This is a genomic window from Pantoea sp. X-Soil-ISGK-355, from assembly GCF_059730805.1.
Genome location: NZ_AP035971.1, coordinates 1,163,724 through 1,189,018, shown reverse-complemented (window position 1 = coordinate 1,189,018; position 25,295 = coordinate 1,163,724). Strand labels below are relative to the sequence as shown.

Annotated in this window: 25 protein-coding genes; 6 read left to right on the top strand and 19 right to left on the bottom strand. The window is 54.9% G+C overall.

Going from position 1 to position 25,295, the window contains the following annotated elements; translation table 11 throughout:
* Positions 1 to 7: 7 nt before the first annotated feature.
* Genes sdhA through sdhC form a run of 3 tightly spaced genes read right to left on the bottom strand, consistent with a single transcriptional unit; the run spans position 8 to position 2,505 of the window.
* Positions 8 to 1,774 (bottom strand): succinate dehydrogenase flavoprotein subunit, encoded by a 1,767-nt coding sequence (sdhA, locus tag AC6I8J_RS05375; protein ID WP_161732139.1) that lies wholly within the window; start codon positions 1,772 to 1,774, stop codon positions 8 to 10.
* Entirely contained in the window at positions 1,775 to 2,122 is a 348-nt protein-coding gene (gene sdhD, locus AC6I8J_RS05370; protein WP_009091417.1) for a succinate dehydrogenase membrane anchor subunit, read from the bottom strand.
* Positions 2,116 to 2,505 (bottom strand): succinate dehydrogenase cytochrome b556 subunit, encoded by a 390-nt coding sequence (sdhC, locus tag AC6I8J_RS05365; protein WP_029519433.1) that lies wholly within the window; start codon positions 2,503 to 2,505, stop codon positions 2,116 to 2,118. Before sdhC ends, sdhD begins: the two co-directional genes overlap by 7 nt.
* Positions 2,506 to 3,137: 632 nt before the next feature.
* Here sdhC and AC6I8J_RS05360 point away from each other — a divergent pair.
* The gene (locus AC6I8J_RS05360) at positions 3,138 to 4,421 is read left to right on the top strand and encodes a citrate synthase (RefSeq protein WP_497825153.1); all 1,284 of its coding nucleotides are present in this window, start codon (positions 3,138 to 3,140) and stop codon (positions 4,419 to 4,421) included.
* 367 nt (positions 4,422 to 4,788) lie between these two features.
* Here AC6I8J_RS05360 and nei read toward each other — a convergent pair whose 3' ends face one another.
* The 11 genes from nei to AC6I8J_RS05305 all read right to left on the bottom strand — a co-directional run bounded on the left by nei (position 4,789) and on the right by AC6I8J_RS05305 (position 14,016).
* Positions 4,789 to 5,577, bottom strand: coding sequence for an endonuclease VIII (nei, locus tag AC6I8J_RS05355; protein ID WP_161732137.1), 789 nt, complete (start codon positions 5,575 to 5,577; stop codon positions 4,789 to 4,791).
* 11 nt (positions 5,578 to 5,588) lie between these two features.
* Positions 5,589 to 6,236: a pyroglutamyl-peptidase I gene (gene pcp, locus AC6I8J_RS05350; protein WP_161732135.1), complete on the bottom strand. Its 648-nt coding sequence runs from the start codon at positions 6,234 to 6,236 to the stop codon at positions 5,589 to 5,591.
* Between the two features lie 6 nt (positions 6,237 to 6,242).
* Positions 6,243 to 7,259, bottom strand: coding sequence for a DUF979 domain-containing protein (locus AC6I8J_RS05345; RefSeq protein ID WP_161732133.1), 1,017 nt, complete (start codon positions 7,257 to 7,259; stop codon positions 6,243 to 6,245).
* Positions 7,259 to 7,987 carry a DUF969 domain-containing protein gene (locus AC6I8J_RS05340; protein ID WP_161732131.1) on the bottom strand — a complete coding sequence of 243 codons (729 nt, stop codon included), beginning with the start codon at positions 7,985 to 7,987 and terminating at the stop codon, positions 7,259 to 7,261. The genes AC6I8J_RS05345 and AC6I8J_RS05340 overlap by 1 nt, the downstream gene beginning before the upstream one ends.
* 52 nt (positions 7,988 to 8,039) lie before the next feature.
* A complete protein-coding gene (pxpA, locus tag AC6I8J_RS05335) occupies positions 8,040 to 8,777 on the bottom strand; it encodes a 5-oxoprolinase subunit PxpA (protein ID WP_161732129.1) in 738 nt (245 codons plus the stop codon).
* A complete protein-coding gene (gene pxpC, locus AC6I8J_RS05330) occupies positions 8,767 to 9,696 on the bottom strand; it encodes a 5-oxoprolinase subunit PxpC (RefSeq protein ID WP_497825152.1) in 930 nt (309 codons plus the stop codon). Before pxpC ends, pxpA begins: the two co-directional genes overlap by 11 nt.
* A complete protein-coding gene (gene pxpB / locus AC6I8J_RS05325) occupies positions 9,690 to 10,346 on the bottom strand; it encodes a 5-oxoprolinase subunit PxpB (protein WP_161732124.1) in 657 nt (218 codons plus the stop codon). The genes pxpC and pxpB overlap by 7 nt, the downstream gene beginning before the upstream one ends.
* Positions 10,347 to 10,505: 159 nt before the next feature.
* Entirely contained in the window at positions 10,506 to 11,249 is a 744-nt protein-coding gene (locus tag AC6I8J_RS05320) for a type 2 GTP cyclohydrolase I (RefSeq protein ID WP_161732122.1), read from the bottom strand.
* An 18-nt stretch (positions 11,250 to 11,267) separates the two neighbouring features.
* The gene (phrB, locus tag AC6I8J_RS05315) at positions 11,268 to 12,692 is read right to left on the bottom strand and encodes a deoxyribodipyrimidine photo-lyase (protein WP_497825151.1); all 1,425 of its coding nucleotides are present in this window, start codon (positions 12,690 to 12,692) and stop codon (positions 11,268 to 11,270) included.
* Between the two features lie 12 nt (positions 12,693 to 12,704).
* Positions 12,705 to 13,661 carry a YbgA family protein gene (locus AC6I8J_RS05310; protein WP_161732118.1) on the bottom strand — a complete coding sequence of 319 codons (957 nt, stop codon included), beginning with the start codon at positions 13,659 to 13,661 and terminating at the stop codon, positions 12,705 to 12,707.
* 154 nt (positions 13,662 to 13,815) lie between these two features.
* A complete protein-coding gene (locus AC6I8J_RS05305; RefSeq protein WP_013357130.1) occupies positions 13,816 to 14,016 on the bottom strand; it encodes a DUF2517 family protein in 201 nt (66 codons plus the stop codon).
* 257 nt (positions 14,017 to 14,273) lie between these two features.
* On the opposite strand from AC6I8J_RS05305, the gene kdpE reads away from it, so the two are divergent.
* Complete coding sequence (kdpE, locus tag AC6I8J_RS05300) at positions 14,274 to 14,948, top strand: two-component system response regulator KdpE (protein ID WP_222924359.1); 675 nt, start codon at positions 14,274 to 14,276, stop codon at positions 14,946 to 14,948.
* Positions 14,949 to 15,296: 348 nt separating this feature from the next.
* On the opposite strand, the gene pgm is transcribed toward kdpE, so the two are convergent.
* Complete coding sequence (gene pgm / locus AC6I8J_RS05295) at positions 15,297 to 16,937, bottom strand: phosphoglucomutase (alpha-D-glucose-1,6-bisphosphate-dependent) (protein WP_033731859.1); 1,641 nt, start codon at positions 16,935 to 16,937, stop codon at positions 15,297 to 15,299.
* A gap of 26 nt (positions 16,938 to 16,963) precedes the next feature.
* Positions 16,964 to 17,512 (bottom strand): replication initiation negative regulator SeqA, encoded by a 549-nt coding sequence (gene seqA, locus AC6I8J_RS05290; protein ID WP_497825150.1) that lies wholly within the window; start codon positions 17,510 to 17,512, stop codon positions 16,964 to 16,966.
* 250 nt (positions 17,513 to 17,762) lie between these two features.
* On the opposite strand from seqA, the gene ybfF reads away from it, so the two are divergent.
* From ybfF to fur, 4 genes are all read left to right on the top strand, one after another.
* Positions 17,763 to 18,527 (top strand): esterase, encoded by a 765-nt coding sequence (gene ybfF / locus AC6I8J_RS05285; protein WP_033782330.1) that lies wholly within the window; start codon positions 17,763 to 17,765, stop codon positions 18,525 to 18,527.
* A 168-nt stretch (positions 18,528 to 18,695) separates the two neighbouring features.
* Positions 18,696 to 18,971, top strand: coding sequence for a LexA regulated protein (gene ybfE, locus AC6I8J_RS05280; protein WP_161732113.1), 276 nt, complete (start codon positions 18,696 to 18,698; stop codon positions 18,969 to 18,971).
* A 132-nt stretch (positions 18,972 to 19,103) separates the two neighbouring features.
* On the top strand, positions 19,104 to 19,634 hold the full coding sequence (gene fldA, locus AC6I8J_RS05275; RefSeq protein ID WP_013357124.1) for a flavodoxin FldA: 531 nt from the start codon (positions 19,104 to 19,106) through the stop codon (positions 19,632 to 19,634).
* Positions 19,635 to 19,981: 347 nt separating this feature from the next.
* Positions 19,982 to 20,425, top strand: coding sequence for a ferric iron uptake transcriptional regulator (fur, locus tag AC6I8J_RS05270; protein ID WP_009091454.1), 444 nt, complete (start codon positions 19,982 to 19,984; stop codon positions 20,423 to 20,425).
* A 65-nt stretch (positions 20,426 to 20,490) separates the two neighbouring features.
* Here the strand turns inward: fur and AC6I8J_RS05265 are convergent, their stop codons facing one another.
* The 3 genes from AC6I8J_RS05265 to nagE form a co-directional block, all read right to left on the bottom strand.
* Positions 20,491 to 20,886, bottom strand: a complete 396-nt coding sequence (locus AC6I8J_RS05265; protein ID WP_260057678.1) for a hypothetical protein — start codon at positions 20,884 to 20,886, stop codon at positions 20,491 to 20,493.
* Between the two features lie 236 nt (positions 20,887 to 21,122).
* Positions 21,123 to 22,790 carry a glutamine--tRNA ligase gene (gene glnS, locus AC6I8J_RS05260; protein WP_253421323.1) on the bottom strand — a complete coding sequence of 556 codons (1,668 nt, stop codon included), beginning with the start codon at positions 22,788 to 22,790 and terminating at the stop codon, positions 21,123 to 21,125.
* Positions 22,791 to 22,942: 152 nt separating this feature from the next.
* Positions 22,943 to 24,970, bottom strand: coding sequence for an N-acetylglucosamine-specific PTS transporter subunit IIBC (nagE, locus tag AC6I8J_RS05255; protein WP_161732108.1), 2,028 nt, complete (start codon positions 24,968 to 24,970; stop codon positions 22,943 to 22,945).
* Between the last annotated feature and the right edge of the window lie 325 nt (positions 24,971 to 25,295).

Genomic DNA, 25,295 nt, shown 5'->3' with positions numbered 1-25,295 from the left:
TCCGAAATTAGTAGGTACGCACTTTCGGCGGGAACGCCGCGCGCAGTTTCGGCTGCATGTTCACCTCACGGCGCGTCATGCTTTCGGTTTCCGGGACATAAAGACTGTGGCACAGCCAGTTTTCATCATCACGATCCGGGAAGTCGAAGCGACTGTGCGCACCGCGGCTCTCGGTGCGGTAGTTAGCCGCGACCGCCGTGGCAAAGGCCGTTTCCATCAGGTTATCCAGTTCCAGACACTCAATACGCTGGGTGTTGAAATCCGGTGAGCGGTCATCCAGACGCGCTGATTTCAGACGCTGGCGAATCTCTTTCAGCTCTTCCAGACCCTGCGCCATCGCGTCGCCTTCGCGGAATACAGAGAAGTTATTCTGCATGCAGCGTTGCAGCGCTTTACGAATCTCAACCGGGTCTTCACCCGTGGTATTGTTTTCCCAGCGGTTGAAGCGCGCCATCGCAACGGCAATCTCATCTTCCGTAGCGTCACGCAGTTCGCCCTGCTCCTGAATACTCTCCAGCAGATGCAGACCCGCTGCGCGGCCAAAGACCACCAGGTCGAGCAGTGAGTTACCGCCCAGACGGTTGGCACCGTGTACCGATACGCAGGCAATTTCGCCGACAGCGAACAGGCCAGGAATTACCACATCTTCACCCTGCTCATTCACACGCAGTGCCTGACCGGTCACTTTAGTCGGAATACCGCCCATCATGTAGTGGCAGGTCGGAATGACCGGGATAGGTTCTTTGACTGGATCGGCGTGAGCAAAGGTGCGTGACAGCTCGAGGATGCCAGGCAGACGTGACTCAAGCACCTCTTTACCCAGGTGATCGAGTTTCAGTTTGATGTGCGGGCCCCACGGACCGTCACAGCCGCGACCTTCACGGATTTCAATCATCATTGAGCGCGCAACCACGTCGCGGCCCGCCAGATCTTTAGCGTTTGGCGCATAACGCTCCATGAAGCGTTCGCCATGTTTGTTCAGCAGATAACCGCCTTCACCACGGCAGCCCTCGGTGACCAGCACGCCCGCACCAGCAATACCGGTTGGGTGGAACTGCCACATCTCCATATCCTGCACCGGCACGCCCGCACGCAGTGCCATACCCACGCCGTCGCCGGTGTTGATGTGTGCATTGGTGGTGGACTGATAGATACGGCCCGCGCCGCCGGTGGCCAGAATGGTCGCTTTTGCTTTGAAATAGACGGTTTCGCCGGTTTCGATGCAGATAGCGGTACAACCCACCACTGCGCCCTCGGCGTTTTTCACCAGATCCAGTGCATACCACTCAGAGAAGATGGTGGTTTTGTTTTTCAGGTTCTGCTGGTAAAGAGTATGCAACAGGGCGTGGCCGGTACGGTCAGCTGCTGCAGCGGTACGTGCCGCCTGCTCGCCGCCGAAGTTCTTCGACTGACCACCAAACGGACGCTGATAGACACGACCATCTTCCAGACGCGAGAACGGCAGGCCCATGTGTTCCAGTTCCAGAATTGCTTCCGGGCCGGTTTTACACATATATTCAATCGCGTCCTGGTCACCGATGTAGTCGGAACCTTTGACGGTGTCGTACATATGCCATTCCCAGTTATCTTCATGGGTATTACCCAGCGCAACGGTAATACCGCCCTGCGCAGATACAGTGTGGGAACGGGTCGGGAAAACTTTAGATAACAGGGCACAGCTCTGACCGGCCTGGGAGATTTGCAGTGCGGCCCGCATACCTGCGCCACCTGCGCCGATCACCACGGCATCAAACTCTCTGATTGGCAAACTCATTTACACACCCCACACCACAACAAATCCATAAATCGCATACCACAGCAGCGCCACGACAATCACAAACTGCAACAACAAGCGCGTTGGCAGTGATTTGACGTAGTCTGTTAACACCTGCCACATGCCGATCCAGCCATGAATCAGAATGGAGAACAGCGTCAGCAGCGTGAACACTTTAGTGAATGCGGAAGCGAAGAAGCCACGCCACAGGTCATAAGTCAGCGTGTCTGTCATCACAACGAAACCGAGGATGTAGACGATGTAGAGCGTAATGAGAATTGCAGTTGCCCGCAGCAGCAGCCAGTCCTGAATGCCGTTGCGACCCAATGCGGATGCATTGCTTACCATACGAGGACTCCCGCCAGAATTGCCAGCACGACAGTGATCACAAAAGTCATATGAGCAGAACGCTTACCAACCTGCAGCGTTTCAGCCAGATAACCAAAATCCATCAACATATGACGAATCCCGCTCACCGCGTGATAGGCCAGCGCGGTTAAGATGCCCCACATGATGAACTTCGCGAAGAAGCCATCCATGATGGATGCAGCGTGCTGGAAACCTTCAGGAGAAGAGAGAGAGAGACCGAGCAGCCACAGCAGGATGCCAATGGCAACCAGAGTGATTACGCCGGAGACGCGGTGAAGAATGGACGATATTGCAGTAACGGGAAACCGGATCGTCGAGAGATCCAAGTTGACAGGTCTTTGTTTTTTCACGGTTTTGCCCACACAGCTCTTTTTTATTTTGCTTCCTCCGGACCTGAGGCGGAGTCTAATCACAACGTGTGGCAGACTTAACCGTCACCAAACAAGCAACATCCAGTGTTAATTGACGCGGTAGTAAACGCTGGGTGGCTCCTGGTGTCAGGGTGTTCCGGAGACCTGCCAGGAGTATAGGAGGATCACATTCTGATTACAATTCCCCTACAAACTCTTTGGTATATTTTAGGTGGAACAGTGATCCTACTCACGATTTTCACAATTGATACAATTTTAATTATCTGATTTGACAATAGTTCAACAATTCAGTTACAAACTAAGCATGTAAATTCCTATGATGCACAAAAGTTATGGGGATACACTTTCCCCTAAGCGCAAGTTATGTAACATTGCGATAATGAGCATTAAAAAGCATCAGGTTATTGGTTACCAAGAAGTTATATCCTGACCGGATCTTTAACAACCGCGATATGCAGCATGTCCATGGCTCACCGGTTCCCGCTGGGAACGCGTCGCTCACTCTGTACCCTGCACCCGCTTTATACCCGCAGAGTGATACTGTGTAGTTTTGCCAACCGCAACATGAACGCGTTTCAGGTGTCTAAAGATCCTTACCTACATAAGGCGCTATGGAGACGAAAATGACAGATAAAAAAGTAACGCTAACCCTGCAAGATGGAACATCTATTGAACTGGACGTGCTTAAAGGCACGCTGGGTCAGGATGTGGTTGATGTCCGCGCTCTGGGTTCAAGTGGCCTGTTCACCTTCGATCCCGGTTTTACGTCTACAGCGTCCTGTGAATCTGCTATCACTTTTATCGATGGTGATGAAGGTATCCTGCTGCACCGTGGTTTCCCGATTTCTCAGCTGGCGACCCACTCTAACTACCTGGAAGTCTGCTACATCCTGCTGAATGGCGAAGCGCCGGACCAGAAACAGTTTGATGAGTTCCGAACCACGGTTACCCGCCACACCATGATTCATGAGCAGATTACCCGTCTGTTCAACGGCTTCCGTCGTGACTCGCATCCTATGGCGGTAATGTGCGGCGTGACCGGCGCACTGGCTGCGTTTTACCACGATTCACTGGATGTAAACATTGAGCGCCACCGCGAAATCGCGGCATTCCGTCTGCTCTCTAAGATGCCGACCATGGCAGCGATGTGTTACAAATATTCAATCGGCCAGCCGTTTGTCTATCCACGCAATGACCTCTCTTACGCCGGTAACTTCCTGCATATGATGTTTGCTACGCCGTGCGAAGAGTACAAAGTGAATCCGGTGCTGGAACGCGCTATGGACCGTATCCTGATTCTGCATGCTGACCATGAGCAGAACGCTTCAACCTCTACCGTACGTACCGCCGGTTCAAGCGGCGCGAATCCGTTTGCCTGTATCGCCGCCGGGATCGCCTCCCTGTGGGGACCGGCGCACGGCGGTGCCAACGAAGCGACTCTGCGTATGCTGGAAGAGATCAGCACCGTTGAGCACATCCCGGAATTTGTTAAACGCGCTAAAGACAAGAATGATTCATTCCGTCTGATGGGCTTTGGTCACCGCGTTTACAAAAATTACGATCCACGCGCGACCGTGATGCGCGATACCTGCCATGAGGTTCTGAATGAACTGGGTATGAAGGATGATCTGCTGGAAGTGGCGATGGAGCTGGAACACATTGCGCTGAACGACCCGTACTTCATCGAGCGTAAACTTTATCCAAACGTGGATTTCTACTCCGGTATCATTCTGAAAGCGATGGGTATTCCTTCGTCCATGTTTACGGTGATCTTCGCGATGGCCCGTACGGTTGGCTGGATTGCCCACTGGAAAGAGATGCACGACGAAGGCATGAAGATTGCCCGTCCACGTCAGCTCTACACCGGTTATACCGAGCGCGAATTCAGCTCACAGCTGAAAAAGTAAGGCTCAGTGGATAGCGGAGAGGGATCTCCGCCTGATGTTGCTTTAAAGCCGGGGCGGTTGGCTGTGATACCGCGCCTGCGTAGAGAACATGGTCAGATTGGAAAGACGCAAAAGCCGTCATCCATGACACGCTCGGCCCGCGCGATTACGCACCTCATTCCTGAGGTGCGCCCGTAGCCGGGCCAACGCATTGCGTTGTTCAAAAACGCTCCCGACGTTTTTATCCGGGCGGCGGGACGCTTTCCTCCTCTGACCGTATTCCCTGCGCGTCAGACTTCTTCGTAGCGGCTGGACTCTCCCGGATTCGGGTTTGTCAGCTGTTTGCAGTAAGAACCTTTTCCTGTTTTGTTCCCCAATGCGGCCGCCTCTATCTCTGGCAACCCGGACACCAGTAAAAAGGCCGTGATGAAAGCGTGCCCTTCTCAATCACTGTGCCACAGCGCCGGCATTTTTTGCCCTGACGATGAAAAACCTCAAACTGAAACGCTGCTTCCTCATGATATTTCTTCATGGTTCCACGCATCCGATAGGCATGACGCGGCACCGACAGCAGCGCCTCGCTGAAAGCAGTCAGCTGATCTTCAGTGAGATCCTGCGCCCGATGATTGGGCAGCAGCTGCGCCAGCCAGAGAATCTCGGCGCGCAGGTAGTTTCCCAGCCCGGCCAGAAAAGCCTGATCCAGCAGCAGACCACTGAACTGCCGCCGCCGGAAACGGGGTGACAGCAGCCGCTCTTTCACTTCTTCCACGCTAAGCTGGCTGTTCAGCACATCCGGTCCGATGCGGGTCAGAAACGGATGCGCCGCCAGCGTATCTGCGTTGAGCAGTTCAATATCGGAGGCACTATAAAGCAGAATTGCTTTGCTCGCCGTCGCCAGCCGCACCCGCAACTGGCGTGTGGTATTCAGTTCAGTATCGGGTTTCACGATGCGCCAGACACCATAAAGCTGGTTATGACTGTAAAGCGTCAGGCCATTGCTGAAATGTGTCAGCAGCGCTTTTCCCCGCGTCTCAATCGCCTGCACCTGCTCACCAATCAGCGAGGGTTCGTAAGTTTTAAGCTGAGGAAACGCAAACCACGCTTCGGTTAACGGCTGACCCACGATGGCAGTTTCAAGCTTATCCGCCACGCGGCGAATTTCCGGTCCTTCAGGCATCGTTCTTCCTCTTAATGGGTGGCGCCGCCAGCCTGTTTGATATCGTCGCCGGTCTCCAGCGTGACGTTTACCGCAATCTCCAGCGCCTGAATAATGGTCGCGACCGCCATGCTCGGCGCACCAGGATGGAGCGCCGCCTGTTCAGGCAAATAAGGAATATGAATAAAGCCACCGCGCGCCGGGCTCTTCTGCTGCTCCAGCCAGTGCAGCAGGCCATACATCACCCGGTTACAGGTGAAGGTGCCCGCCGTCTGCGAAACCGATGCGGGAATGCCCGCTTTACGCACCGCGGCAACAATCGCTTTGATTGGCAGACGGGAAAAATAGGCTGCCGGGCCGCCAGCCACAATCGGTTCATCCACCGGCTGATGACCAGCGTTGTCCGGGATGCGGGCGTCATCGACATTGATACCGATACGTTCAACGGTAATGTCGCTGCGGCCGCCCGCTTGCCCGACGGACAGCACCGCATCCGGTTTGACCTCTTCCAGCGCCTGGTTCAGCACGTGGAGTACCTCACTGAACACCACCGGCAGCTGACGGATCACTATCATCGCCCCGCCAATCTGTTTGCCTTCCAGTGCGCGCACCGCTTCCCAGGAGGGATTAATCGTTTCACCGCCAAAGGGTTCAAAGGCGGTCATCAGGACAGTTTTCATGCAGCCTCACAGGAACATCAGGAAATAGAGCAGGAAAATGTTAACGATTAACAGTAGCACACCGGTTGGAATCTGAGCTTTGATCACCGCGTTACGATCGGGCAGCTCCAGCAGCGCCGCCGGGACAATATTGAAGTTGGCCGCCATCGGCGTCATCAGCGTACCGCAGTAGCCGGAAAACATACCAATCGCCGCCATCACTGCCGGATTTCCGCCGTGCTGCAGCACCAGAATCGGGATGCCAACGCCTGCGGTGATAATCGGAAACGCCGCAAACGCGTTACCCATGATCATGGTTAACAGCGCCATTCCGACGGCATAGACCGTTACCGCGATAAAGCGATTATCCACCGCCAGCCAGGTTTCGGTCAGATGCGAAATGGCACTGCCCACGCCCGCACTGGTAAACAGCAGTCCCAGGGTGGCGAGGATCTGCGGCAGGATAAAGGCCCAGCCAATCGAATCCAGCAGGCGACGGGTCTCCTGCATCGACTGCACCGGTTTTTCATGGGTCAGTTTCAACGCCACCAGCCAGCCAATGACACAGCCGACCATCATTGAAAACAATGTCACCAGCGTGGCGTGATTCCCGGGACCGAACACCACATCCTGCAGACCGGGAATATGATTAAACGCCAGCACGCCGACCACGGTCACGACCGGAATGGCCAGCGCAGGCAGAAACAGTTTGTTGCGCAGACGCAGCGCACTGGCCTGCTTCTCTTCATCGCTGCGCTGATGATAGCGCCCCAGCCGGACCCCACCCAGACCGGCAATCAGCGCCATTATCACCACAATGACACCGATAGTGATGTGCAGCATTCGGGTGCCCGCCGCGTCCGAGCCCATCAGGCTGCTCATCAGCTGCGTCGTCCAGTCACCCACCAGGAATACCAGGCCATACAAGGCCCAGAACAGTCCGGTGGTAAAGCGACGCGGATTAGCGCTGTCACGCCAGGAGAGGATGGCTACTACCAGCAAGATAATGCCTGCCAGCCACATCAGATATTGTTGCTGGAACATTACTGACCTCCTTTGGCTTTCAGCGCCTGGCTGTTGAGCTGTTGCAGCTCACGCGCCAGCTGACGATCGAGTCGCACCAGACGTGCCGAGTGGATCAGGAACGCGGCTACAGCGGTCGGAATGCCCCATAACGCAATGTGCAGCGGTTCGGTCTGAATCCCGGCCGACTCCTGCATGAAGTTGTGCATAAAAATAATCGCACCAAACGCCACGAAGATATCCTCACCAAAGAACAGGCCGACGTTGTCGGTGGCTGCTGACATGGCACGCAGCTTGTGCCGCAGCTCAGGTGTGATTTCGCCGTAGCGGTTTTCAGTGGCGCCTTCTGCCATCGGTGCGAGCAATGGACGCACCATCTGCGGATGTCCGCCGAGACTGGTTAACCCCAGTGCCGCCGTGATTTCACGCACAAACAGGTAGACAATCAGCAGACGTCCGGCGGTGGCGGTTTTGATCTGAGCAATCCACGCCTGTGCCCGCTCCTTCAGCCCGTGACGCTCCAGCAGCCCAATGACCGCCAGTGGCAGCAGCAGAATCAGCGGCAGGTTACGGGTGTTAAGAAACCCCGCGCCAAGCTTTTCCAGAATGTCAGCCAGCGGCATCATCGCCGCCAGACCGGTCACAAATCCGGCGACAATTACCACCAGCACCGGGTTAAAACGTAATACGAAGCCGACAACGATCGCGGCAATGCCCAGTAAAGGCCAGAGATTCACTGCACTTTCCATGGATTTCCCCCAGAGTTAAAAAACCCGACATAAGCCGGGCTAAGTGTTGTTTTCAGGCGCTGGTGACACGGATCTGCTGTTTGGCAAACGCATCACGCAACCGCTGGGCAAACTGCAGGGCGTGTGCGCCGTCGCCATGTAAGCAGACGGTCTGCGCATTCACTGCCACCCATTCTCCTGTAATACTTTTCACTTTGCCCTGCTGCACCATCGTCAGCGTCTGATCGATAGCCTGCTGCTCATCGTCAATCAGTGCGCCGGGCTCGCTGCGCGGCACCAGCGCACCGCTGCTGAGATAGCCACGATCGGCAAAGACCTCTTCCCGCGTGCGTAAGTCGTAGTGCGACGCGGCACGTATCGATTCGCTGTTCGCCAGTCCCACCACAATCAGCTGACTGTCGACAGCACGGATGGCGCGGGCAATGGCGTCTGCCAGCACCGGATCAGCCGCGGCCTGGTTATAGAGCATGCCGTGCGGCTTAACGTGAACCAGCCGCGCACCTTCGCTCTCTGCCAGGCTTTTCAGCGCGCCAATCTGGTAGATCATCTGGGCATAGACCGTTTCAGGTGGCAGTTGCATGGCACTGCGGCCAAAGTTCTCCCGATCGGGGAAAGCAGGATGCGCGCCGATAGCGACGCCGCATGCGTGCGCCCAGCGCACCGACTGCAGCATGGTCTGCGCATCCCCTGCGTGAAAGCCACAGGCGATGTTGGCGGAACTCACCAGCTCCAGCAACGCCTGATCGCTGGCACAGCCCTCGCCCAGGTCGGCGTTTAAATCAATTTTCATGGAGTCCCCATTTCATCTGGTCCAGCGCGCGTTGCTGATGCTGGCGTGCCAGCATCGCTTCCGGCAGCGTGCAGTGAATAAAGTGAATCGGCTCACCGAGGCGGATTTGCGCCAGATGGTAGAGATCGGCTTCGATGACGGAGGCGATACGCGGATAGCCGCCGGTGGTCTGGGCATCCGCCATCAGCACGATAGGCTGTCCGTTCGGCGGCACCTGAATCACACCCGGCATCACACCATGTGACAGCAGCTCACGCGGACTTTCACGTTTAAGCTCACGTCCCTCAAGCCGGTATCCCATCCGGTTGCTTTGCGGGCTGAGTTTCCATGCGGTGCGCCAGAACGCCTGCTGCGCGTCGGGACTGAACTCGTGATACTCCGGGCCAGGCAGTGCGCGGATGCGGTTGCCCCACAGCAGTTGCCGCACCCCGACTTTGCGATCGAACTGACGCGTCGGTTTACCCAGCGGGATCTGATCGCCATCCCGTAAGGTACGCCCCTGAAATCCGCCAAATTTTGCTTTCAGATCGGTGCTGGCTGAGCCGAGCACCTCAGGGATGTCAAAACCGCCCTGCACTGCCAGATAGCTGCGCATGCCGCGCTGCGGCATCGCCAGCGACAGGACCTGCCCGCGTTTCACCGGGGTACGCCAGCCCGTCCAGACCGGCTGACCATCCAGCTCCGCATGGCAGCCTGCGCCAGTCAGCGCGAACCAGCCGTCGCGGGTAAACTCCGCTTTAAACTGGCCGAGCACCAGCTCCAGCACCGCGCTATCAGGCGCATTGCCCACCAGCACGTTAGCGGTGAACATCGCGGGATGATCCAGCACGCCGCCGGGGCTGATGCCATACTGACGCCAGCCGTAGCGGCCTGCATCCTGGATGGTGGCGGTCAGCCCGGCTCGCAGAATGTTTAACATATGCCCTCCTGTTGCGGCACAAAGCGAACCCTGTCACCGGGACGGAGCAGTGTGGGCGGCTGCTGCAGGGGATTAAACAGCGCGGTGCGCGTCTGGCCGATCAGTTGCCAGCCGCCGGGCGAAGCGAGCGGATAGACGCCCGTCTGGCTGCCGCCGATGCCAACCGATCCGGCGGGTACCGCAACTCTCGGTTCCGCACGACGCGGTATGTGAAGGCGCGGATCCAGGCCGCCCAGATAGGGAAAACCGGGCTGAAAACCGACAAAAAACACCACATACTCGCTGCTGCTGTGCAGCTCAACTACCTGACCGGGCGTCAGCGCGGCATGTTCCGCCACCACAGTCAGATCGGGGCCATGTTCGCCGCCGTAAATCACCGGGATCTCTACCAGACGTGACTCCGGCAACTGCGCTTCACTCTCTTCCCACCAGCGCTGAAGCCGCTCTATCGCATCCAGTGCACTCTGCTGGGGATCACGCAGGATCAGGGTGATGTTGTTCATGCCGGGAATGACCTCCAGCACGTCCGCAAACGACTGCAGTCGCTGGTTCAGTCCCCAGATACGTTGCTGACTCTCCAGTGAGACCGGCGGCTCCAGCTCCAGCACGACAGCGCGTTCACCCAATAAATAACACCGTGCTCGTTGCAACAGCTACCTCCTGCCTGATTGAGATCGTGCCTGGCCGACCTGACCGGATGCCCCGATCAGCCGATGGCTTATCTACTTAAAGCAAATAGTTATGCGAAAGTGGCAGGGATGTGTCAACAGATTTAGGTCCTGCGCAGGCGCGCAGGACAGAAGAAACAATCAGGCAGGATTAGGTATATCGATGAAGGTCACGTCAAGATTGTGGTGTTGTGCCAGCCACTCACCCAGCGCTTTTACGCCGCCACGCTCGGTGGCGTGATGGCCTGCGGCAAAGAAATGCACCCCCTGCTCGCGTGCACTATGAATGGTCTGTTCAGAGACTTCACCGGTGATGTAGGCATCAACGCCCGCAGCGGCAGCCTGGTCGATAAAGCCCTGTCCGCCACCGCTGCACCAGGCGATACGACGAATCAGCGCGGGTGCGTTATCACCACAATACAGCGGTTCACGCCCCAGCTTATCGCCGATTCGGCGGGCCAGCTGTTCACCCGAGATCGGCTCAGCCAGCTCACCCCAGAACACCAGCGGCATGATTTCGCCACGTACGTCAATATCCAGCAGTCTGGCCAGCTGGGCGTTGTTGCCCAGTTCTGAATGCGCATCAAGCGGCAGGTGCCAGCCATAGAGATTTATATCGTTAGCCAGCAGCGTCCGCAGACGGCGGCGCTTCATGCCTTTAATCGCGGCCGGTTCACTTTTCCAGAAGTAGCCATGATGGACGATTATTGCATCGGCCTGACGTGTGACTGCCTCATCCAGCAGGGCCTGACAGGCCGTCACACCGGTAATAATCGTTCTGACTTCGTTACGTCCCTCAACCTGCAAACCGTTGGGGGCATAATCACTGAAGCTATGGCTATCGAGGTGCTTATTGATCAATGTCTCTAATTCGTAATGATTCATTCAGGCTCCTTCGAGGCCTCAGGCGGCGCTTTTGGCGCGCTCAAAGGCGTCTAATGTCTTTTTACGGGCTGCCTTATGATCCACGATTGGTGCCGGATAATCGAGTTTCCTGTTGTTCTTTTCCGCCCAGAGATGAGGCTGGTGAATATGGCTGTCCGGGACGTCCGCCAGCTCCGGCAGATAGTGACGGATAAACTCACCCTGCTCATCAAAGCGCTCACCCTGCGTGGTCGGGTTAAAAATGCGGAAATAAGGTGCTGAGTCTGTACCAGTGGAAGCCGCCCACTGCCAGCCACCATTGTTTGCGGCCAGGTCACCATCAATCAGCTGCTGCATGAAATAGCGTTCGCCTTCGCGCCAGTCGATCAGCAGATCTTTGACCAGGAAACTGGCGGTGATCATACGTAAACGGTTGTGCATCCAGCCCAGCGCCTTCATCTGACGCATTGCAGCATCGACGATCGGATAGCCGGTTTTTCCCGCTTTCCAGGCTTCGAAATGCGCGTCGTCACGCTGCCATTCAACGTGACGCGTCCAGTCGATAAAGGGCTTGTGACGACACAGTGCCGGGTAAGCCACCAGCAGATGACGGTAGAACTCACGCCAGATCAGCTCGTTCAGCCAGGTAAATGCGCGACTGTTGTCCAGCGCATCGGGATGTTCATGCAGCACGCGATGCAGGCACTGACGTGGCGACAGCACGCCGGTTGACAGATAGACCGACAGGCGGCTGGTGGCGTCCAGCGCCGGAAGATCGCGCTTCGCGGGATAATCGATAACGGGTTGAGTGGCGAAATGACGCAACCGCTTCAGGGCGGCCGCTTCGCCTGCGGGAAACAGGTCCTCATCAAAGGCTTCGGTCAGATAGTCAAACGCAGGGATTGGGGCGGTTTTCAGCGGCGCACCGTCGCGCGGCTTAGGTGCAGGCACGCACTCCGGCAGACTCTGCTGCAAACGGCGGACAAAGGCTTTGCTGAAGGGAGTAAAGACCTTATACATCGTGCGATCGCCACTCTGTACACTGCCTGGTGGCAGCAGCAGGGTGTCATCAAAGCCCTGACAAATCACGCCCGCATCGTCAAGACGCTTTTCCGCCTCTGCATCGCGTTGACGCTCGTTAACCTCATACTGATAGTTGTAGAAGAGCTGATCGACCTGATGCTTCTCACAGAATTCTGCCAGCACATCAATACTGTCGCTGAAGGCGTGACACGCCTGATAGTGCAACTCAATGCCCCGCTCAGCCAGCGCACTTTGCACCTGCAACAGACTGGCGTGAATAAACGCCGCCTGCCTGGGGGACATATCATGCTGCTGCCACTGTTCTGGCGTAGCGAGGAAGAGCGCCATCACTTTCGCTTTGCTGTCGCTGCAGGCAGCGTGGAGCGCCAGATTATCATTGATGCGTAAATCATTACGCAGCCAGACCAGATGGGTGGTCATACGCCTCCTGAATTACTGTCCGTAGCGTAAGCGCAAGGCTTCGGGATAGGGATCGAAATAGCGCTGCTGTGCCAGCCACGGATGTGGGAACTCGGCCATGTAGTGCTTAAGAATGGTAATCGGTACCAGCAGCGGCTGTGTGCCCTGACGATAGCGGTCAATCAGCGTTGCCAGCTCCTGGCGCTGCGGTGAACTCAGATGCGTGCGGAAGTAGCCCTGCACATGCATCAGCACATTGGTGTGATTGCGACGTGAGGCGGGACGTGACATCAGTTCCATCATGCGATTACGGTACTCAAAGGCAAAGGCATCCAGCGAGTCCCACTCGCTCATCGAGGCGACAAAGGGCCCCAGTTCGCGATATTTCTCCTGCGAGTGCGCCAGCATCATCAGTTTGTAACGACTGTGGAAGCCGATCAGTCCCTGACGGGTCAGGCCGTTTTCCCACATCTGATTAAATTCGTGCAGTGCGCAGATACGACCAATAAAGTTTTCACGCAGGGCGGGATCGTGCAGGCGTCCATCTTCTTCCAGCGGCAGCCAGGGCATTTCACGCTGCAGGAACTCCGCAAAAATACCGGTGCCCACTTTTCGGTTGTTGTTGTTGTCAGGCTCGTAGACCCGCACGCGCTCCATCCCACAGCTGGGCGATTTGGCGCACAGGATATAACCGGAGAGATGATGCAGCGATTTGACCCGCTCGGCAGACCAGTTACGCATCTGAGCAGTGACTTCTTCGCCGCCGTCTTTGCTGAAGCAAAGATGCAACTCATCATCGCCCTGCTTTACCAGACGCAATGCCGGACGCGGCGTAGGCAGTCCAATCGCCATTTCAGGACAGATCGGCTCAAAGCGGACAAATGGCGTAAGATCCTCAGTCGCAAAAGTAAGACGCTTATGGCCACCATCAAACCTCACGCTATCGCCGAGCAGGCATGCACTGATTCCAACGGGGATTTTTTTGCTCATACTTGTACAACCTCTAAAATCTTGTAGAGGTTTAAGTGTAGCGCAAAATGGCCAGGAATAAAGGGGTAAAACGCGGTTCCGGACCGCTTATTCTCAGAAAAAACGCAAAAAAAAGCCCGGTCAGATGACCAGGCCTGTTCTGTGGCAGGACGCATTACCAGAATGCGCCACCACCGGCTTCAGACTGCGCCAGCCAGACCGGCTTTGCACTGGTCTTACACCAGACGCGATGCAGATAGCTGTAGAAACGCGCCCGATCCTGTCGGAACAACATGACAGGCAGAGCCAGAACGCCGAGAAGAACCACCAGCGTACGGCGTGCGAGTATTTTATAACGTGGATAAGCCTGATACATGGTTTCTCCTCCCGGTAAGTTAAAGTGTGCGAATGTGATCTGTGTTCAACTTTACGCCAGATAGTGTAATTTTACTACTCATCTGACCACTTAATTGTCGCTATTTTTGCTGTTTAAGAATTAACCTGTAATTTAGTTACAGATAAGTTACCGCCAGGTTACAGGAGGGTTTGAATATCCGAAAGATGAAGTGCGCGGACGGCAGCATAAAATATTGATAAAGTAGCGCTTCGGCCCTCACTCAAGGCAGGTATTGCGTGACCACGGTTTTGATCGTTGAAGATGAAAAAGAGATCCGCCGCTTTGTCCGGCTGGCGCTGGAAAATGAAGATCTGAAGGTGTTTGATGCCGATACGCTGCAGCGCGGACTAATTGAAGCGGCGACCCGCAAGCCAGACCTTGTGATCCTCGATCTTGGCCTGCCTGATGGAGATGGCACCGATTTTATTCGCGACCTGCGCCAGTGGAGCGCTATCCCGGTGATTGTACTATCGGCGCGCAGTGATGAGCAGGATAAGATCGCCGCACTGGATGCAGGGGCCGATGACTATCTGACCAAACCGTTCGGCGTGGGCGAACTGCTGGCGCGCGTGCGGGTGGCGCTGCGCCGGCACAGTGGCCAGCAGCCTGATGCCAGGATTCACTTTGCCGACGTGAGTGTCGATTTTGCCGCACGGCGGGTACAGCGCGGCGGCAGTGAGATTCACCTCACCCCGATTGAGTTTCGTCTGTTGAGTATTCTACTGAATAATGCCGGCAAGGTGCTGACGCAGCGGCAGCTGCTGAGCCAGGTCTGGGGACCCAATGCGGTTGAGCACAGCCATTATCTGCGCATCTATATGGGTCATCTGCGCCAGAAGCTGGAAGCGAATCCAACCCAACCGGCGCATCTGCTGACCGAAACCGGGATCGGCTATCGCTTTATGCCATAAAAAAAGGCGCCAGAGGCGCCTGAGACTGTCAACAAATTCTGGCCCGGTTCGCTGTGAGACCGAGCTTGCTCAGGAAACAGGGTCAGATCGGAAAGACGCTAAAGCCAATCCATGACCAGCTCGGCCCACGCGATTACGCACCTCATCCGTGAGGTGCGACCGTTGCCGGGCTAACGCTTTGCGTTATTCAAAAACGCTCCCGGCGTTTTTGTCCATGGCGTGTGACGCTTTCCTCTTCTGACCCTGCTCCCTGCGCGTTAAATAAATCCGTTGCGGTCAGATTTACCCTGATGTGAGTTTGTCAGCAGCTCTGAGGCGCGCGATGCGCCTCTTTATCTGACCGACTAATCAGGCGTTTTTCAGCACTTCACTAACAATCTCTACGGCTTCTTTCTCAATCTGCGCGCGATGTTCTGCGCCCAGGAAGCTTTCACAGTAGATTTTATAAGCGTCTTCGGTGCCTGATGGACGGGCCGCAAACCAGCCATTCTCCGTCATCACTTTCAGACCGCCGATTGAAGCACCGTTACCTGGTGCTGCCGTCAGGCGCGCGGTGATGGGATCACCCGCCAGCGTATCTGCGCTCACCATCTCTGGTGACAGCTTCGACAGCGCAGCTTTCTGCGCCGAAGTGGCGGATGCCTGCAGACGGTTGTAGCTTGGTGCGCCGAAGCGCGCGGCCAGCTCATCATAGTGCTGCTGCGGGTTTTTACCGGTCACGGCGGTAATTTCAGCCGCCAGCAGACACATGATGATGCCATCTTTGTCCGTTGACCATGGCGTGCCGTCGAAACGCAGGAATGAAGCACCCGCGCTCTCTTCGCCGCCGAAACCAAAACTGCCGTCATACAGACCATCAACAAACCATTTGAAGCCAACCGGCACTTCCACCAGCTTGCGGCCAATGTCGTTGACGACACGGTCAATCATGGCGCTGGACACCAGGGTTTTACCCACGGCAACATCCTGGCCCCATTGTGGACGATGCTGGAACAGATAGTTGATCGCGACCGCCAGATAGTGGTTTGGATTCATCAGACCCGCCGGAGTCACAATGCCGTGACGGTCATAATCGGGATCGTTGCCGAACGCCAGATCAAACTTGTCACGGTAGGCCAGCAGACCTGCCATTGCGCTTTCAGACGAGCAGTCCATGCGCACAACACCATCTTTATCCAGATGCATAAAGCGGAAGGTCTGATCGACTGCGTCGTTCACCAGCGTCAGATCCAGCTTATAATGCTCAGCAATACGCTGCCAGTAAGCAATACCGGAACCACCCAGGGGATCAACACCCAGCTTCAGACCCGCTTTCTGGATCGCCGGAAAGTCGATAATCTCTGCCAGACCTTCAACGTAAGGCTGGATGAGATCTTTCTCGACCACGTGGCCACTCGCCATCGCCTGTTCCAGCGGCAGACGTTTCACCTCTTTCAGCCCATCTTTGATCAGCTGATTGGCGCGATCTTCCACCACTTTGGTGACGTTGGTATCAGCCGGTCCCCCGTTAGGTGGATTGTACTTGATGCCGCCATCTTCCGGTGGGTTGTGCGATGGTGTGATGACGATACCGTCAGCCAGCGGTCCACCCGCTTTGTTGTGCTCAAGAATCGCGTTCGAGATTGCAGGGGTCGGCGTATAGCCATTGTCCTGCTGCACAATCACATCAACGCCGTTCGCCGCCAGCACTTCCAGCACCGACAGGATCGCCGGCTCTGATAGCGCATGGGTGTCTTTACCAACGTAGCAAGGCCCGGTGATACCGTTCTTTTTACGCTCTTCAGCAATCGCCTGAGCGATAGCCAGAATGTGCATCTCGTTGAAGCTCTGACGCCCTGCACTGCCACGATGGCCAGAGGTGCCAAATTTCACCGCGTGTTCCGGGTTCGCCACATCGGGCTGCAGGACATAATATTGTGACGTTAATTGTGCAACGTTAATCAAATCGCTCTGCTGGGCGGGTTGCCCGGCACGTGGGTGATTGGCCATTGGCGCTGCTCCCTGACGCTTAAGTTTTAGATGGTGCCGCAAACTTTCTCGGTCAGTTCCGCAGGGAACTGCATCGAGAGCATGATGTGTTCGACCATGCTGCATTTACGACCGGTATTGGTGTTGGTGATCACCCAGTACGGCGTGCCGGGCACATGCTTCGGCTTAGTATGGGTGCCATTCTGTAACAGCGTATGCTCATCACCGGCAAAGTAGACGCGGGTGCGGCCCTGCAAAGATGCAGTAGCTTCAGCAAAAGCTGCAGTATCAAGACGATAGAGCGTTGACAAGATAAGCATAAAGCGATTCACCGCCCGCTTCTGCTCCGCATATTCATCGGAAAGCAGCAGCTCTCGCACCGCGCGGACACGATCCTGCAGGCGCGAACCGACAGACGCAGGCTGAGACTCTTTCGCTGCCTCTTTTGAGGCTGGCTGAGCAGGCGAAGCGGGTGCAGTCTGACCGGCAGTGAACTTCAGCATACGACGCAGAATGTCGGATGCGCTTTCACCAATGTGTTGCGTGTGGCTGGCAATATAACGGTAGAGCTCTTCGTCAACTTCGATCGTTTTCATCTTATTCCGTACGGTTCTTTCTCATGACAGAACCACCTGTTTCCTGAAAAGCTCTGAGTATAGTCAGGCAATTCAAAGGATGTGCGGGTTCTAACATCAGGATTATAAAGTTAAATTCAGGCGGGTTGTTAGCAATCAAACGGTTTACGGGCAAAAGTCAGAATATGTCCTAATGCCGCCGGAACCGGCGCGCCTGAAAAGGTGAAACCATGATAACCTAAGCACAGGTCTCAAACTTAAGAACTTTGCTATGATTTTGAACGCCCGTCTGCAAACTGAACAATCCCCTGCTGATTCCTTACCTGTCCTGCTTATCCATGGCCTTTTTGGCAGTCTGGATAACCTTGGCGTGCTGGCGCGCGGACTGAAAGATGCCGGTCCTCTGCTGCAGGTTGATGTCCGTAACCACGGACTCTCTCCACGATCTGACGAGATGAACTACGCTGTAATGGCGCAGGACATGGTCGATACGCTGGATGCGCACGGCATTGAACGCGTCGCGGTGATCGGTCACTCAATGGGCGGCAAGATCGCCATGACCATGAGCGCGCTGGTGCCGGACCGCATTGAGCGGCTGGTGATGATCGATATCGCCCCGGTCGACTACCAGACCCGCCGCCATGACGAGATCTTTGCCGGCATTCGAGCTGTAACCGACGCAGGCGTCTCGTCACGCAGTGAGGCGGCGAAGATTATGCGTACGCTTATCGATGAAGAAGGGGTGATTCAGTTCCTGCTGAAGTCATTTCAGGCGGGCGAGTGGCGCTTTAACGTCCCGGTGCTGTGGGATAACTACACCACGATCTCGGGCTGGCAGCCGGTTCCGGCCTGGGATCATCCGGCGCTGTTTATTCGCGGCGGCGACTCCAGCTATCTGGACAACCGCTACCGCGATGCGCTACTGCAGCAGTTCCCTGCCGCGCAGGCCCATGTCATTGGAGGCGCGGGACACTGGGTTCATGCAGAGAAACCCGATGCCGTTTTGCGCAGTGTCCGTCGCTTTTTTGCGCTTTAAAAGCAAATAGATGGCGGCAAAGGTTTAGGATTGGCGTCCGGAGTAAGCGTGAAGTATGATGGCGCGCTAAAATTTTGCCGCGCGTCCGTTTTGCTGCGGCAATGGCCAATAATTTATAATCTGCGCGGTGAGTGACTGGCGCCCGCCCCCATTCAGTTTTACTAAGCCATGGCAAAAGAACAGACTGACCGCACGACGCTCGATCTCTTTGCTGATGAGCGCCGCCCTGGTCGACCCAAAACCAGCCCGCTTTCGCGTGATGAACAGCTGCGCATTAACAAGCGCAATCAACTCAAACGTGACAAAGGACGCGGACTTCGTCGTGTCGAACTGAAAATGAACAGTGAAGCCGTCGATGCGCTCAACACGCTGGCAGAACAGCGCAATCTCAGCCGCAGCGAACTGATTGAACAGATGCTGCTGGCACAGCTCCAACTGGATTAATGCGGGCAAAACGCACGCAGGAGCAAATGTCGGGGCTTTAACCGTTCACCGGTTTTCTCTCGTCTGCTATTATTCGCTGAAATGTGCTGCGGCACACATCTCATTATCAGGATTTAAGAGGTTATTTTACTCATGGCACTCGTAGGCATCTTCTTTGGCAGCGATACCGGCAATACCGAAAACATTGCAAAAATGATCCAGAAACAGCTGGGTACAGACGTTGCAGAAGTGCATGACATCGCGAAAAGCACAAAAGAAGATCTGGAAGCGTTTGATATCCTGCTGCTGGGCATTCCGACCTGGTACTATGGTGAAGCGCAGTGCGACTGGGATGACTTTTTCCCGACGCTGGAAGAGATCGATTTCAACGGCAAGCTGGTTGCGCTGTTTGGCTGCGGCGATCAGGAAGATTACGCGGAGTACTTCTGTGATGCGATGGGCACGATCCGTGACATCATTGAGCCGCACGGTGCCGTAATAGTGGGCCACTGGCCAACTGAAGGCTATCACTTCGAAGCCTCAAAAGGGCTGGCCGATGATACCCACTTCCTGGGTCTGGCCATCGATGAAGATCGTCAGCCTGAACTGACCAACCAGCGCGTAGAGCAGTGGGTTAAGCAGATTTCTGATGAACTGCAGCTGAAAGATATCCTTGAAGCCTGATCCTGCCCGCCTCAATGTGAGCGCCAGCTCACATTGAGGCAATGGAAATTCCTATAGAAATAATAGCCACATTTTTTTAACTTTCTCCGTTTAATCTGTAGAATACCCGCATCGATCTTCCGCTTATTTTTTCAGGCGGTAAGACTAAGCGATGTACCAACAGACATCTGCCAGAATCCTCCCCGGCCCGGTGACCTATCCCCCACAGCCCGTGATGATTCAGGCACGCCCTCTGGTTTTCATTTCATCGCTTCAGTTCTATAATGAGACGCAAATGAGAATGAGCGCAGATCGACATTCAAGGCGATAAGCCACAAAAGTGAATATAGTGACAGGACAAAATCCGCATGACTGACAATAACACCGCATTAAAGAAGGCTGGCCTGAAAGTGACGCTGCCCAGACTGAAAATTCTGGAAGTGCTTCAGGAACCTGAGTGCCATCACGTCAGTGCGGAAGATTTGTACAAACGCCTGATCGACATCGGCGAAGAGATTGGCCTGGCTACCGTTTACCGTGTTCTGAACCAGTTCGATGACGCCGGTATCGTGACCCGTCACAACTTTGAAGGCGGTAAATCTGTCTTTGAACTGACGCAGCAGCATCACCACGATCATCTGATCTGCCTGGATTGCGGCAAGGTTATTGAGTTCAGCGATGAGTCGATCGAAACGCGTCAGCGTGAAATCGCCACCCGTCATGGCATCAAGCTGACCAACCACAGCCTCTATCTCTATGGACACTGTACGCTGGGTGATTGCCGGGAAGACGAAACCCTGCACGACCAGTAACGCGACCTGAAATAAAAAAACCGGTGAATTCACCGGTTTTTTTTCGTCTGTCTTCGGCTGTTGTATCAGGCGACCAGCGTCTCCTGCAGATAGCGCCAGCGTGGAATAGAGCTGCTGCAGTCCAGTATCGCCAGCGAGATACGGATCTGATTATTGCCATTCATCATCTGCATTTCGCGATACTGTACGGTGATCTCTTTTTCATGATGAGAGAGGATGACGTGTTCGCAGGTGACAATGCGCATCCCTTCGCGCTGTCCCTGCAGCTGCCGGAAAAGCGCCTCGACCTCGTTCAGATTGCACTCTCTGCCCTTTGGGGTGACCATGCGGAATTCAGGATGAAAATAGGACATCAGCAGCTCAAAACTGTCGTCAGATCCGGCAGGCTGGTTAAAAATACGTTCAATGAGCTGATGTAAAACGACCACACTGTTTCTGGCTTCCTGGGCGAGAACTGTCATTTTTTTTCCTTCTGTAACCCGCTTTGCAACCTTTGAGAGCGCATAGCCTACCTGAAAGCGGATAATTCACATCTGGAAATTGATTAATTTTTTTAAACTCAGATTTCTCTCACAATGCGGCATTTAATCGGTTGCGGTTAGATCAGAATAAATGTCGGCAATGAGTAAAATCAGGGCAACAAAAAAGGGCGATAAATCGCCCTTTTGTCATTTTATGAGGTCAGCCTCAAAAAAATTTATTCGCCAGTTTTCGCCCAGGTATCACGAAGACCGACAGTGCGGTTAAACACCAGTTGCGATGGCGTAGAGTAAACGCTGTCGGCGCAGAAATAACCTTCACGTTCAAACTGGAACGGAGTGGTCGGTTCCACATCGCGCAGGCTCGGTTCCACAAAGCCCTGTTTGATCGCCAGTGACTCAGGGTTGATCACCGCCAGGAAGTCCTCTGCCGCGCCCGGATTTGGCACACTGAACAGACGATCATACAGGCGGAACTCTGCTGGCTGCGCGTGATCCGCAGACACCCAGTGAATGACCCCTTTGACCTTACGGCCATCGGCAGGATCTTTGCTCAGCGTGTCTACGTCGCTGGTGCAGTAGATGCAGGTGATGTTGCCCGCTTCATCTTTAGCGACGCGCTCAGCACGAATCACATAGGCATTGCGCAGGCGGACTTCTTTGCCCAGCACCAGGCGCTTATATTGCTTGTTCGCCTCTTCGCGGAAATCGGCACGGTCAATCCAGATCTCGCGGCTGAACGGCACTTCACGCGTACCCATCTCCGGTTTACCCGGATGATTTGGCATGGTGATGATTTCGTTATGGCCTGCTGGCAGGTTTTCGATCACCACTTTCAGCGGATCCAGCACAGCCATAGCACGTGGCGCATTCTCATTCAGGTCATCACGGATACAGGACTCCAGCGAGGCCATCTCCACGATGTTATCCTGCTTGGTCACGCCGATACGACGGCAGAACTCGCGGATAGAGGCGGCGGTGTAACCACGACGACGCAGACCTGAAACGGTCAGCATGCGCGGATCGTCCCAGCCTTCAACGTGCTTCTCGGTCACCAGCTGAGTGAGTTTGCGTTTCGACATTACCGCATACTCCAGATTCAGGCGCGAGAACTCATACTGGCGCGGATGAACCGGAATGGTGATGTTATCCAGCACCCAGTCATAGAGACGGCGGTTATCCTGGAACTCCAGCGTACACAGCGAGTGCGTAATGCCTTCCAGCGCATCGGAGATGCAGTGGGTAAAGTCATACATCGGGTAGATGCACCACTTGTTGCCGGTCTGGTGGTGTTCCGCGAACTTGATGCGGTAAAGCACTGGATCACGCATCACGATAAAATTAGAGGCCATGTCGATTTTCGCGCGCAGACAGGCAGTGCCTTCGGCAAACTCACCGTTTCGCATCTTCTCAAACAGCGCCAGGTTCTCTTCCACGCTGCGATCGCGATAAGGGCTGTTTTTGCCCGGCTCTTTCAGGGTGCCGCGATATTCGCGAATCTGATCCGGACTCAGCTCATCAACGTAGGCGAGACCTTTAGAAATCAGCTCGATAGCATAGTCATAAAGCTGATCAAAATAGTTTGATGAGTAACAGACCTCACCGCTCCACTCAAAACCCAGCCACTGGACGTCACGCTTGATGGATTCAACAAATTCCATATCCTCTTTAACCGGATTGGTATCGTCGAAACGCAGGTTGCATTGCCCCTGATAATCCTGGGCGATGCCAAAATTCAGACAGATCGATTTCGCATGACCAATATGCAGATAACCATTGGGCTCTGGCGGGAAACGGGTATGCACGCTGCTGTGCTTACCGCTCGCCAAATCTTCGTCAATGATCTGACGAATAAAGTTAGTTGGGCGGGCTTCAGCCTCACTCATCTCAAAAATCCTCAATACGAATAACGGGTGATTTGTACCACGAAGTAACGGAGTATGATCCACAAAGCGTCTGAGGGAAACAACCGTTTGTTAAGCCTTTAAAACAAAAAAGGCAGGAATCGCTTCCTGCCTGTGGGGTTATGTTGCGGGGATTAGCCTTTCACTTCATACAGCGGAGTTTCACCTGCCACCACCTGACCGCGGGCCAGTAATGTCAGACCGGCAAAATCATCGCTGTTGCTGACCACGACCGGACTCACCATTGAGCGGGCATTGGCATTGAGGAATTCAAGGTCCATTTCCAGCACAGGCTGACCGGCGACCACCGTGGCCCCCTCTTCAGCCAGACGGGTAAAGCCTTTACCTTCCAGCGCCACGGTATCCAGTCCCATGTGCACCACTATCTCTACACCATTCTCCGTTTCCAGACAGAAGGCGTGATTGGTGTTGAAGATTTTCACCAGCGTACCGTCAATCGGTGCCACGACCCATTTGTCGCTGGGTTTGATCGCCAGACCATCGCCAACTGCTTTGCTGGCAAAGGCTTCATCCGGCACATCATCCAGCGCGACCACTTCGCCCGATACCGGTGCCAGCAATGTCGCAATAACACGCTTCTCACTGTTCAGCACGGCCTGCGGTTTAATGTCAGGCTCCACTGGCGCACTGCTGGTAGCCGCGGCTGCGACCGGCCCCTTGGTCAGGACTTTTTTCATCGCCGAGGCAATGCTTTCGGCCTGGGTACCCACGATGATCTGCACGCTCTGCTTATTAAGGCGGATCACCCCGGATGCACCCAGATGCTTCGCAACGCCTTCATTAACCTGCGCCGAATCATTCACGTTAAGACGCAGGCGGGTAATGCAGGCATCGATGCTGGTTAAGTTGGCTGAGCCGCCCACGGCACCAATATAACGACGCGCCAGCGATTCAGTGGCCGTTTCGCCATTGTCAGTTTTATCCACGTTGACGTCATAACCATCACTTTCATCACCCGCAACTGCCAGCTCGCGGCCCGGCGTCATCAGGTTGAATTTTTTGATGGTGAAGCGGAATACCACGTAGTAGATAACGAAGAAGACCAGGCCCTGCGGAATCAGCATGTACCAGTGTGTTGCCAGCGGGTTACGGGTCGACAGCACCATATCCACCAGCCCGGCGCTGAAACCAAATCCGGCAATCCAGTGCATGCTGGCAGCGATAAAGACCGAGATGCCGGTCAGGACGGCGTGAATCAGATAGAGTACTGGCGCCACGAACATGAAGGAGAATTCCAGCGGTTCGGTGATACCGGTAAAGAAGGCAGCAAACGCGGCAGCCAGCATGATACTACCGACTTTGACACGGTTCTCTGGACGCGCACAGTGATAGATGGCCAACGCAGCACCCGGCAGACCAAACATCATAATCGGGAAGAAGCCTGCCTGATAACGACCGGTAATGCCCACGGTTGCCGACCCATCAGCCAGTGACTGTGCACCGCCCAGGAATTTAGGAATGTCATTAATGCCCGCAACATCAAACCAGAACACGGAGTTCAGGGCGTGATGCAGACCGACCGGAATCAGCAGGCGGTTAAAGAAGGCGTAGATACCGGCACCGGCAGAGCCGAGCTTCTGGATATGTTCACCAAAGTTAACCAGACCATTAAACACCACGGGCCAGATATACATCAGGATAAAAGCGACAAAGATCATCAGGAACGAAACGAGAATCGGCACCAGCCGGCGTCCGCTGAAGAAAGAGAGTGCCTTAGGCAGTTCAACGTGGCTGAAGCGGTTATAGACCTCTGCCGACAGAATACCGACAAGGATGCCGACAAACTGGTTTTCAATTTTGCCAAAGGCTGCTGGCACCTGATCCAAAGGAATTTTCTGAATCATCGACACTGCAGCGGGTGAGCAGAGCGTGGTGACCACCAGAAAGCCGACATAGCCAGTCAGCGCTGCGGCACCATCTTTATCTTTTGACATGCCGTAGGCAATACCGATCGCAAACAGCACCGACATGTGCTCAATGATTGCCGCACCCGACTTGATCAGTAATGCCGCCAGCGCATTACCTGCCCCCCAACTGTCTGGATCAATCCAGTAACCGACCCCCATTAATATCGCTGCTGCTGGCAGGGTTGCTACCGGCACCATCAGTGCGCGCCCCACCTTTTGTAAGTAACCTAACATATCCCCTTCCCCCTATGAGCCTGACTTGTCGCTTTGCGCTGCTTAATGTTGTTATGTCAGCTGCAAAGATCGTTAATACACTTCATATCACGCAGCGAAGTGTAATGATAAATTAATTCGCCTCGCAAATTAAAACCCTGGTAAATGTGATTTTTATCACTAAAAAACATCGTGTCACACGGCAACATCTGGCTATCACCACAAACTTATTTTATGATCCGAAATATTGAATTGTGCTCCGCCCGTGGCGAGAATAGATCATCTGCTCTGGCTGATGACTAACGCAGCGGTTTAGCGATCCCCTTTCCATTTTTAATTGAGGTGA